Annotated in this window: 12 protein-coding genes, 1 tRNA gene and 1 pseudogene; 6 read left to right on the forward strand and 8 right to left on the reverse strand. The window is 57.2% G+C overall.

Going from position 1 to position 10,424, the window contains the following annotated elements; translation table 11 throughout:
* From VR74_RS01405 to VR74_RS01415, 3 genes are all read left to right on the forward strand, one after another.
* Positions 1 to 297 (forward strand): DUF933 domain-containing protein (locus VR74_RS01405; protein WP_045693737.1); only part of this gene is annotated, 297 nt, incomplete at its 5' end.
* Positions 298 to 367: 70 nt separating this feature from the next.
* Positions 368 to 457: transfer RNA gene (locus VR74_RS01410), tRNA-Ser, on the forward strand.
* A gap of 138 nt (positions 458 to 595) precedes the next feature.
* Positions 596 to 1,864: a tyrosine-type recombinase/integrase gene (locus tag VR74_RS01415; protein ID WP_045693739.1), complete on the forward strand. Its 1,269-nt coding sequence runs from the start codon at positions 596 to 598 to the stop codon at positions 1,862 to 1,864.
* Between the two features lie 574 nt (positions 1,865 to 2,438).
* Here VR74_RS01415 and VR74_RS01420 read toward each other — a convergent pair.
* Complete coding sequence (locus VR74_RS01420; protein WP_299949305.1) at positions 2,439 to 3,374, reverse strand: 3'-5' exonuclease; 936 nt, start codon at positions 3,372 to 3,374, stop codon at positions 2,439 to 2,441.
* 431 nt (positions 3,375 to 3,805) lie between these two features.
* Positions 3,806 to 4,126 carry a hypothetical protein gene (locus tag VR74_RS01425; RefSeq protein ID WP_045693741.1) on the reverse strand — a complete coding sequence of 107 codons (321 nt, stop codon included), beginning with the start codon at positions 4,124 to 4,126 and terminating at the stop codon, positions 3,806 to 3,808.
* 141 nt (positions 4,127 to 4,267) lie between these two features.
* Between VR74_RS01425 and VR74_RS20325 the strand changes: the two genes are divergently transcribed.
* Together VR74_RS20325 and VR74_RS20330 are read left to right on the forward strand one after the other, a co-directional pair.
* Positions 4,268 to 5,245 carry a hypothetical protein gene (locus tag VR74_RS20325; RefSeq protein ID WP_299949307.1) on the forward strand — a complete coding sequence of 326 codons (978 nt, stop codon included), beginning with the start codon at positions 4,268 to 4,270 and terminating at the stop codon, positions 5,243 to 5,245.
* Positions 5,246 to 5,908: 663 nt separating this feature from the next.
* The gene (locus VR74_RS20330) at positions 5,909 to 6,493 is read left to right on the forward strand and encodes a leucine-rich repeat domain-containing protein (protein ID WP_299949308.1); all 585 of its coding nucleotides are present in this window, start codon (positions 5,909 to 5,911) and stop codon (positions 6,491 to 6,493) included.
* A 189-nt stretch (positions 6,494 to 6,682) separates the two neighbouring features.
* Here VR74_RS20330 and VR74_RS01445 read toward each other — a convergent pair whose 3' ends face one another.
* From VR74_RS01445 to VR74_RS01470, 6 genes are all read right to left on the reverse strand, one after another.
* Positions 6,683 to 7,702, reverse strand: coding sequence for a hypothetical protein (locus tag VR74_RS01445; RefSeq protein ID WP_045693746.1), 1,020 nt, complete (start codon positions 7,700 to 7,702; stop codon positions 6,683 to 6,685).
* A gap of 273 nt (positions 7,703 to 7,975) precedes the next feature.
* Positions 7,976 to 8,179, reverse strand: coding sequence for a hypothetical protein (locus VR74_RS01450; RefSeq protein ID WP_045693748.1), 204 nt, complete (start codon positions 8,177 to 8,179; stop codon positions 7,976 to 7,978).
* Positions 8,180 to 8,478: 299 nt separating this feature from the next.
* Positions 8,479 to 8,727 (reverse strand): hypothetical protein, encoded by a 249-nt coding sequence (locus VR74_RS01455; RefSeq protein WP_045693750.1) that lies wholly within the window; start codon positions 8,725 to 8,727, stop codon positions 8,479 to 8,481.
* Positions 8,728 to 8,824: 97 nt separating this feature from the next.
* Positions 8,825 to 9,139, reverse strand: coding sequence for a DUF736 domain-containing protein (locus VR74_RS01460; protein WP_045693751.1), 315 nt, complete (start codon positions 9,137 to 9,139; stop codon positions 8,825 to 8,827).
* Between the two features lie 4 nt (positions 9,140 to 9,143).
* Entirely contained in the window at positions 9,144 to 9,380 is a 237-nt protein-coding gene (locus VR74_RS01465; RefSeq protein ID WP_045693752.1) for a DUF2274 domain-containing protein, read from the reverse strand.
* A gap of 13 nt (positions 9,381 to 9,393) precedes the next feature.
* Entirely contained in the window at positions 9,394 to 9,876 is a 483-nt protein-coding gene (locus VR74_RS01470; protein ID WP_366462000.1) for a TrbI/VirB10 family protein, read from the reverse strand.
* A gap of 11 nt (positions 9,877 to 9,887) precedes the next feature.
* Between VR74_RS01470 and VR74_RS20335 the strand changes: the two are divergent.
* Positions 9,888 to 10,424, forward strand: a pseudogene (locus VR74_RS20335) (IS3 family transposase); the annotation flags it as partial.

The raw sequence follows: 10,424 nt of genomic DNA on the forward strand, positions 1-10,424 counted from the left end.
CTGACGCGGCTCATTCACGCTGGCTACGACCTGCTCGACCTGCAGACCTACTTCACGGTCGGGCCGAAAGAGGCCCGCGCCTGGACCATACGGCGTGGCTGGACCGCGCCGAAGGCCGCCGGTGTTATCCATGGCGACTTCGAAAAGGGGTTCATTCGCGCCGAAACCATCGCCTTTGCCGACTTTGTCGCGTCGGGCGGGGAAGCCGGCGCCAAGGAAGCCGGCAAGATGCGGGCCGAGGGCAAGGAATACATTGTCCAGGACGGCGATGTCCTGCACTTCCGGTTCAACGTCTAGGAAACATGCGTTAGATGGCGACCGGGGCTTGCGGTGCGGCTCCGGTTTCACTAGACGACTAGCTTGCGCTGGAGAGGTGGCCGAGCGGCTGAAGGCGCGCCCCTGCTAAGGGCGTATACGTTAACGCGTATCGAGGGTTCGAATCCCTTCCTCTCCGCCACTTTCCCTCGACTGGAAACCTCATAACTCCCAGAATACAATGGTTTTTTTGCGCGCTGTTGCGCCCAGTTGCATACATTCAGACTTGTTGGGCTGCTCAATTTACTGCACATTTTCCGCGCAATGACGGAGGAAATCTGTGTCGATCTTCAAGCGCAGCAACTGTTACCAGCTCAGACGACGGGTCCCGCGCCGCTATCGGAGCGTTGAACCCCGGGGCACGATCTGGGTCAGCCTGCACACCGATTCCGAGACGGTCGCCCGCAGCAAGGCTGACCGGGTCTGGAGCCAGTTGATCGAAGCCTGGGAGGCACGCCTTGCCGGCGATACCGCCGCGGCAGAAAAACGCTACGAGGCCGCGCAGGAACTCGCCCGCATCCGGGGCTTTCGATACCTCGATATCGACCTTGTCTCGCGCCTGCCCGTCGAGGCGCTCCTCCAGCGCGTGGAAGCGATCCGGGACGTCCGGGGCGTGCCGGACACGTTCGAGGCCTCTGCCCTGCTTGGAACGGTGCAGAAACCCAGGATTACCGTCGAAGCCGCCCTCGACATCTACTGGACACTGGCGCGGGAGAAAGTGGTGGGCAAGAGCGAGCACCAGGTCCGCCGATGGAAGAATCCCAGGATCAAGGCCGTCCGCAACTTTGTCGAAGTGGTCGGCAACAAGCCGATCGATGCCATCACACGGGACGACATGCTCGATTTTCGTCAGTTCTGGCTGGAACGTATCGAGGCGGCGGAAGTAACGCCCAACTCGGCCAACAAGGACCTCATCCATCTCGGCGATGTCCTGAAAACCGTGAACAACATGAAGCGGCTGGGACTTGACCTGCCGCTTGGCGAACTTTCCTTTCGCGAAGGCGAAAAAAGCACGCGGCCGCCCTTCAGCGTGGACTGGATCCGGAAACGCCTGTTGGCGCCCGGCGCCCTCAGCGGCCTCAATGATGAGGCCCGCGGCCTGCTGCTCGGAATGGTCAATACCGGTTACCGCCCGTCCGAAGGAGCTGGCCTCACCACAGGCACGATCCACCTGGGTCATGATATCCCCCACATCTCCATCGAGCCGATCGACCGGCAGCTGAAGACCCGCCACTCACGCAGGGTCATACCGCTCGCAGGCGTGTCGCTTGAGGCGTTCAGGGAGTTTCCCAATGGCTTCCCGCGCTATCGCGACAGCGCGTCGCTGAGCGGCACGGTGAACAAGTACCTGAAGGAGAACGGGCTCCTGGAAACGCCGGAGCATTCCTTCTATTCACTCCGCCATGCCTTCGAGGACCGCATGATCGAAGCAGGCATTGATGATCGCATCAGGCGCGACCTGTTCGGTCACCGTCTCGACCGGGAGCGTTATGGAAAAGGCGCTTCGCTGGCGCATCTTGCAAAGCTGGTTGAGGGTATCGCGCTTTGATCAGGGAGAGCAATGTCATGCCGAGGCGCGAGGATCGTTCGTGAGCGGGAGAGTTCGGAGGTCTCAAACTGCACATCGCCTGGATGTCCGTGAACTTTGATTGCCGCATCTGCTGCGCAGCCAATTTCCGGGCGAAGTGCAACTCCGGGCAAAATCGATCTTTGAACCCTGCACGGTCCTGTTTGTGGGCCAACCGCGCTCTTTGTGGTAAAATGAACTTATGAGTTACGATGTTGGTTCTGGTGATCTGGTGCTCTGCATAAATGCGGCACCGAACCATGTGACCGGCGAACCTGTGCCTCTCGTCGCGGGAGAGACATATCGGGTCTGTGCAGTCATGGAGTTTGCCTGCCCATGTGGACGGTCAGACGCTTTGCTAGACGTCGGCGTTGACTTTGCTTGGTGTCAGTCCCGCTTCCGGGTCCTACCAAAGCCAAAGGTGACGACCACGACGCGTCGCGTGTCGGCTCCGAAAGAAACAGAAACCGTCTGACGAGGCTTACCGCGCCTTGGGGCGAAAAGTCCGACATTGGGCCAAGCCAGCTTTTTTAGCGCGTGACTGGATACTTCAGTATCAACCAATCCGGCGAGAATAGCGGTTGTAAGCGTCAATCTTGTAAACTGGCGGCCTGGTGGGGCGCTTGTAGACTTCTGTTTCGAGGAACGTCATCTCGTCCTCCAGCGCGTCATCATCAATATCATTCCACCAGCATTTGGGATGCGGCAGGGCTTCGGCCGGCGCCCAGCGGTAGCCGCGCTTCTTGAGTGTGTCCTTGGAGGCGTAGTCCGCGTCCACAGCAAAGACGCGCCAGCCAGGCTTGCGGGCGGAGGTGAGCAGGCAGGACAGCGCGCGTTGGCCAGTAGACGCCAGCGGCATGGTCAGGAGCTTGATGCCCGCATGGCAATCGATATCGGCGCGGTGGCCTGAAAAGAAAAAGCCGTACTCCATGGCCAGATATGACAGCTTTGCGCTTTCGTGACCTTCAGTTCGCCAGTCAATGTCATTGAGCGAGCACGCCCATGGCTTGGCCTCGAACTCCTCCATGAGGGCCTCACATTTGGGGCGATCAAAACCTGCGTTATGGGCGATGATGAGGTCGGAGCCGGACAGGATCGATCGCACCTTGTTCTTGTCTATCGCCTGGCCCCTGACCATTTCGGGCGTGATCCCCGTGAGCCGGGTTATCTCTTCTCTGATAGGACGGGTGGGTTCGTTGAACTGATCGAAGACCTCGCCGATACCGCAGATCACCCCATCCAATGAGTATTGAAAGGGGACAATGGCCAGTTCGATGATTTCATCATCATCGTCCAGGCCGGTCGTTTCAACATCCAGAAACGCTGCCTGCTGGCCGTTGGGACTAGTGCACGCATACGGCTGCGGCGGGGTCAGGCGCCGCAAAACCTTGTAGTCGCCGGTTGCCTCCATCTGCGCAGCGGCGCTTTCGGCCGGCAGGTTGTCACCGCCTGTAAGCATGTGCTGCGGCGTGAAGCGGTAGGGGGCGGTCATGATCCATTCCGACTCCGATGAAAGGCTCAGGCTACCGGGATTCGCATGCTGGATCGGGACAAAAGGTGCCGGCAGTATTCTGACCGATACAAGAATGATCACACTGGCACATTTGGAGCTCCATCGCACAACGCGTGAAATCTTGTGCGGAGCTCAGTTCCTGACGCGCTCGCCACACGCCAAACCATGGACCATGGACAGGCTCGACTCGCGAAATAATTGAGGGAATGTAGAGGCTCAGGTCATGAATAGTTCCATCAGTTCAATCCGGGATGGGTTTGCAAGCATCGCCGCGCGAAGTCGAGGAAACAAGCCGCTTAAAAATGGGTTGGTTACCCTATTTATGGGCAAACGCCGGTGATCGTGAACGAATGACAATTGATATGATACCATCATACCGATGTACTTGACGAATACGACTGCGCAGCCGGTCAACGATCTCTGGATTCAGGATAATCCGTTTTGATACGCTCGCTCAACAAGTTCGCATTGTATATCTCCTCGACGGTCTGCACTGCCGGCAGGATTGGGGAGGATTCCTCAAACATCACCGAGTTGAACTGATCGTCAGGATGTTCTGCCAACTCGACGAAACTCAGCGACCGACCCACAATTGTTCGATTCACAGTATAGCGCGCTCCAGGCTCAAGCAGCCCTCTCGGATCTGTTCCACCCCATGGCGCGCGGGTTTGCTCAAGGTAGATAACCTGTTGTCCCCTCGGCGCATTCAAGCGCATTTTATCCAGCCTCATTCATTCACCTCCGCACCTTCAGAATCCAGTATTCGAGTGAGACCAGTAATCCGAGTAAGCGCCTGCCGGGGCCTCTGACTTGCAAAAATTTTCCATTGCGCAAGAGATGGAGACTAAAGCCGAAACTCAAAGGGTCAACGCATGGAAACCGACACGTATCTGCAACGGTTCCATGAGGAACAGCCCGACTGGCTAAGGCAATGCGCGTCGGGCAAAATGGCTGGCCGACCTGACATGCTGAGCGCCCTCCTAAGATCGCGGACTGTCTTCTATCCAGGATCAGGCACCGATGGCAGCCCTGTCTCGCTTTTCAACCGGGCACACGCTGCGCACTGCTTCATCTACTGCGACAGTGGACTGAGCCTGCACGAACTCCGCAAGGTATTGCGGGACGAACCATTCCGAAATTACGAAGCAGTATCGGAAATCCTTCTGTCTGAAGGCGATCTGACTGCCGCTGGATGCTCAACACCCACCGGCCCGGGCTATCTGATGTTCACACCCGTTACTCCATACGCAATGTTGGTCTTATTCGGGCGAAAACCACACAAGGACAATGTGCATGGTGCCGACGTGTTCGCAGTACTGTTTCTCGGGTGGGATGGATTCGACGCATTTGAAACGCTTTACGCCCGGCGCGATGAATCTGTTCCGCCTTTCTGTGTCGTGCTACAGGACCACGGATTTGGAGGGAACTCGTCCGGTAAAAAATTTGGCGGGGGCGGTCGCCTCGAAGGTTACGCCATCGCAAGTGGTAGCCTGCCTGAGTTTGCTTTGGTTGGGCATGCCACCAATGCCTGGGCCGGCTATGCTGAACCTCATGAAGCTGGCCAGTGCGAGGAGCCACTGAGCGGGTGGCGTGGTGGGATGCATGAAAATCTCCGACGGCTTATGCTGAGGCCAGGAGATTTTTCTTCGGGCCGAACGCGATGGCGAAAGACGAGACGGCGTATACTCAATGAAGACCGTTGGACAGCGCAGACAAGCGATGTTCATGAGATATATCAATGGGTTGGGAACATAGTGGCGAGCGTTCCTCGCGACTTTCAAACCCGATCCCCGCAAGAACGCTCAAAGAACGTCGCAATTGAACCTCATCAATACACGAGCGACACCTAAGGTTTCCTCATGATGCAGTCCTATTCGTCCGCACACCGCTCAATTGGGCGCGGCGCCACAAATGGGGATAACGCAATTTGCGGCCCAGCGGACTGGTGAGGCCTGCTTGATTGATCATGGAGCAGGCGACGGCCAGGACTGCGATGGCCCGCCGACCATTCTCGCCTAAGCTCACCATCGTTTGCCCAGGCTGGGCTACATCTTCGCCGATAGCGGATATGCCGGCGTCAAACTGCGCGCTCGGGAAGATGGGAACATGGCCCCGCCAAATCATCCGGAGGTCCGAAGAGGCCAAGTGCCTTGAGATGCCTGCCAAGGTGGCGGGCGGTCAAACGCACGCTCGCCTGGCTCGGGCGCTGCCGCAGAATTGCAAAAGACAGCCTGAAATCCTTCGAATGCGTCATAGCATGGCTTTTCATCGCCAGCATCCGCTTCATGACTGGACGTATCGCAAGATGCGGATTTATTGAAGGTCTTTATGATTTTGCCTCTCATGCCTTTCGCTTTTTAGACTGCGCCTTTATGAAAGTGATCGATAGATTCAGAGGTAGATCTCGCGTGTCAGAGCAAGACGGCAAGCCAGAGGGAAAGAACGCAAGACGGCTAGCGCGTCGGTCCGGAAACCACCTCGTTTCGAGAACCACCATTGATGCACTTCCCTCGTTGAAGAGTCATTCCGGCAAGCTCTGGCGGGTTGGGGAATACGAGCTTCATGACCAGGACTATCGTCAGCTGCATGCCTGGCTGGAGCATCTAGATTCCAATGATGAAAGATGGACGTTTGAGGAGTTCACATCATTGGCGCTCCGCGATTTTTACGAGGGTGACGATTCTGCCGAAAGCGTCGTCGACGGTACAATAATCCGTTTGAAACTCACGAGTATGGGTTTTCGAGAGCTCGACATCTCAAACATGCCGAAGCTGGCCAGCCTCGATTGCTACGAGAACCAGCTGTCAGAGCTGGACCTTTCGAGCGTGCCATCCCTGACTGAGCTCCGGTGTTCCAGGAACAATTTAACGGAGCTTGACCTTTCGAGCGTGCCATCCCTGACCGTTCTCTGGTGCGACGAGAACCAGCTGACTGGGCTGGACCTTTCGAGTACGCCATCCTTGACCGTTCTTCGGTGCGACGGGAACCAGCTGACGGAGCTCGACATCCGGATCTGCCCTGAACTCTCGACGGTTACATGTGACTCAGGAGTGCTGGTTCGCAAACGAACTGACCAGTCGGTGGAGCGCATAGGTTGAACAGGGCCTCTCACGCCTTTATTCCGACCCTGCTCCTCACCAATCGGCCTTTCGCTCGAACACCAAGGGAATTTACCATCCGGGGGCTGAATGCCCTCGGTGTTGATTATAGAAGCCGTCACCTTGATGATGACTTCTCACCATACATGCAGCATTGGCAGTTCGCATCGAGGGGCATTCTTGTTGCTTCTATAACGCGCCAAGATAGACCAAACCGTCGACAATCTTTTCAATTCGTTCTTTACACGGTTCGAAAATACTCCAGCGGTCAACTGTTACCGACCGAAACTTTCCGGGGCGACCAAGCAAGATTCTTTTAGCCAGCCCAAAATGACTAACATATTTTTCAGCCAATTGTTCGAGGCGAGCATCGCGCAAGTCGGATGAAACGCCATTCTTAAATCGGGGGTCCTCGACGAACAGCTTGAGCGCTCCTGCCTGCCACTGCAGTCCAAATGGCATATCCCTGTCAAATTTGAAGTGAATCCCGGCGTTGCCGTGCGTGTTAAATATTTCGGCGGAACCCGGGCAATTCCTCTTTTGCACTTCTGCTAATATCAGACGATACCGGAAAGCTTCGAATACACCCTTCAACTTCAAAGTTCGCAGATCTTCCTTCAGGCGCTCCGCGCCCTCTATAGGTCCGAGACCCGCTTTCTCAAATTGTCCGGAAACATTGGCTAAAGCCGAAAGATAGTCTTTCCACATACGGAGTAATATGAGCGAATCTTGTTTCGCCTCGTCCAACTCATCTGAGATTGGCGGCATTTTGAATGAGCTAGAGATAATATCGGGGAACTTACGAGAAGCGATGTCCTCGTGGCCCGTTTCCTCGGAAAACAAACCCAACACGACGCCACAAGCATCGGGATGTTTGTGTTTGTACTTTTTGAGCTGATGGTCTGCGAGCCCTGTTTTCAGTTTCATTTCAGCAAAGTACGCCACGTCACCGTCCACTCTGATGCCTAGGTCTACCGAACCTTCCTCGACAAAAACCTCGATTTTCTGAGCACGCTGTAACTGGCTGGCCGCGATGTGGTCTCCCCATAACTCTGACACGATATCAATTGCCGAACCGCGATCACGATCAATCGAGCACCTCAATGCGTGCGCAAGCAGACCGGTGTGAAACTTCTCCCTATCGGCTAGGCCGATGAGTGTGAAAGGATGCTCCTTGAGTCTGGAGATAGCGGTTTTGAGTTCAGGCACGAATGTTTTCCGATCAATTTTACCGCAACCGTAATGTGCCCGCATTCTTTCGACCAGAGGGCAATAAGTCTTCGACGCGGGGTGTCGCGGAGAGAATGGGGATTGGGCTTCCACAAAGCCTCCCTAAGGCGACTCTAATCCTATCAACGAGGCGAAACCCTGCCCGATCAGCGCCTTGGCGAAGACCTTAGCGCGCACCTGATCCTCGCGGTTGTCGGAAAGGAAAATGTTGGTCAAGCGTCCCCAGGACTACTTACTGCGGACGTTCGCCAGCTAGCGTCTGTGGCTGGAATTGGCGAATTTCTGCGGTATCAGGCACGGCTTGCTTATGACTGCAAGCGGAATACGGCAGCCGTCGCGATCGGCAGAAATCTGAGACTGCAGGTAAGCCTGTTTCTGCGCCCCTACCATCACTTCCAACTCATGTGATTTGTAGCGTACATCCATGAGTTGTGAACCAATCGCATCGCGGCGCATGTTGTGACCCATTCAGGACCGGTCGACGTTAACCCTGGGGTTTGTTCGCTGATGACGGGATGACCTTGTGCGCAAAGCGTCTACCGGACCAACCAGACTGCCGGGACCACCAGCCTGCAGTCATTGGATATCCGTACTTGAGCGCCGTTCCTCCAGCTACTGTAGCCCAAGTGGCAGCAGATATGGGCCGATTGGCTACTCGAAACTCATCGCTTGTTTGCCGTCAGAGACAGGCTTCTATTGCGATCATTAAAAAGTGGCATGCGGTTGATGACACTCGCCATCATATGCGAGTGCGTCTATCGCCAATCCCTGCCTTCCTGCCAGTCACTTTGCTTGCCGATATGTGTCCAGTGCCGCGCGTCAGGCTTGCGCGTCCCCCTGCCCTCAGACAGGTAACGCGCGAGCCTTGCCTGCCTGGAAACCAGGTCATCACGTTCAGCTTCGAGCCTTTCGAGTATCGGCCAGAAGTCATCGCCAGCCCGATCGATCAGACGCGCAACCTTTGTGATCGCTCGCTCGAGGCGGTCAGCGTCAATCCGGCTCATGGAAAAGTCCTCCGCAGGCAGCAGGACAGGCGCGCGTATGGCGCGCCATCGTCCCTGCCGAACCAGTCCAGTGAGCCGGATCCTGCCGCCATGGGTTTCAGCCCGCCTTCGGCCGGTTCCAGACCAGGACGCCGGTGCCTTCGTTCTCATTCTCGAAGAAGGCGGCGCGCACAGGCGCGGCAAAACTCGGATCGTCGAGCCTGACGGCGAGATACGGTGTCTCGCCATCTTTGGAATCCTGACGCCATGCCGCGCCGAGCTCGGCGCCGCCGGCATAGAGCCGGAAATGCGGTGCGCCATCGCTGCCCTTGTCCTTGTTGGGGACGAGCTGGGCTTTGACATTGATGGTCATGGTCCGGATGGTGCCGGTATAGGTGCCATTCTTTACGGTGAACGTGCCGATCTGTGCCATGGGTCTAGTCTCCTTTGCTGGCCTGTGTGTGGAGGGCGCGGCGCGCCCGTCTGAACCCGGGATCTGATCCCAGGAACATTTCAAGCATGGCGGGGATCAGCGTTTCGGGCTTTTTTTCCGCGCCATAGGTCTGGCGGTAGATTTCTGCGTAATCGGTGAGCGCTGTGGCGAGGTCAGGGTCGACCGAGATGGTCATGCGCACGGGCGTGCGGTCCGGAAGCCTGTCGAGACGAAGGGACATGGGTGGCTCCTGTTCAAAGCGGTCTGAGAATCAAGTCACGCGTGACGACGACGCGAACCGGCCAGCCGGGGCGGACCCTGATCGTTGGCTGGATACCGAGATTGCGTTCGACAACGCGCTGGCCGGCCTGGTTGACCGTGTCAGTCGTGCCGCGGCGGATGGCGCGTTCGATATCACCGTCGCCGTCCGCACCGAGTTCGGCGCCGACGCCGAGGATTGTCGCAAGGCCAGCCGCGACGAATACGCGATCCCAGTGATGGTCCGTGCGATCTGAGAGCCCCGCCTGGCCCTGCGCGTCTGCACCGGGCGCGGAAATGGTGATCGACGCTCCGTCTGGAAAAATGATCCGGTCCCAGGAGACCAGCGCCCGGTCCTGGCCGAACGAGACGTCCGACTGGTAGCGTCCGATCAGGCGCGCGCCCTGCGGGATGAGCATGTGTTTGGTCTGCTTCCCGGAAAGTGGTCCAGTATTTGAGTTAGTCCCGGCTCCGATTATGGAGTTGAGATATGGGCAAGAGAGCCAAGCCTGAAGAGATTATTGCGAAGCTGCGGGAGGTGGAGGTTCGCCTTGCCCGCGGGGAGACGGCTGCAGCTGCTGCGCGTGCCGTTGGTGTGACCGAGCAAAGTTACTATCGATGGCGCAAGGAGTATGGCGGCCTTCAGGTCGACCAGGCGAAGCGCATGAAGGACCTTGAGAAGGAGAACCAGCGTCTGCGCCGGGCCGTCTCCGACCTCACGCTTGATAACCAGATCCTCAAGGAGGTTGCTCAGGGAAAGTTCTGAGCCCCTCCCGCAAGCGCGCTGCGGTCGATCATGTGGTGGAAGAGCTTGGCGTGACTGAGCGCCGGGCTTGCCGTGTGATCGGCCAGCACCGTTCGACCCAGCGCAAGCAGCCCATACGGCGAGACGATGAGGACGCCCTGACATCGGCGATTATCCGCCTGGCCGAACAGTTCGGCCGGTATGGCTATCGCCGGATCACGGCGCTCCTCAGAAATGATGGCTGGCATGTGAACGAGAAGCGGGTTTACCGCATCTGGCGAC

This window comes from Hyphomonas sp. BRH_c22, assembly GCF_000961795.1.
Classification (GTDB): Bacteria; Pseudomonadota; Alphaproteobacteria; order Caulobacterales; family Hyphomonadaceae; genus Hyphomonas.

Coding starts and splice junctions, on each gene's coding strand:
- VR74_RS01420 (WP_299949305.1), bottom strand. CDS start 3,374: ATGACCGCCCCCTACCGCTTCACGCCGCAGCACATGCTTACAGGCGGT.
- VR74_RS01425 (WP_045693741.1), bottom strand. CDS start 4,126: ATGAGGCTGGATAAAATGCGCTTGAATGCGCCGAGGGGACAACAGGTT.
- VR74_RS20325 (WP_299949307.1), top strand. CDS start 4,268: ATGGAAACCGACACGTATCTGCAACGGTTCCATGAGGAACAGCCCGAC.
- VR74_RS01450 (WP_045693748.1), bottom strand. CDS start 8,179: ATGCGCCGCGATGCGATTGGTTCACAACTCATGGATGTACGCTACAAA.
- VR74_RS01455 (WP_045693750.1), bottom strand. CDS start 8,727: ATGAGCCGGATTGACGCTGACCGCCTCGAGCGAGCGATCACAAAGGTT.
- VR74_RS01460 (WP_045693751.1), bottom strand. CDS start 9,139: ATGGCACAGATCGGCACGTTCACCGTAAAGAATGGCACCTATACCGGC.
- VR74_RS01465 (WP_045693752.1), bottom strand. CDS start 9,380: ATGTCCCTTCGTCTCGACAGGCTTCCGGACCGCACGCCCGTGCGCATG.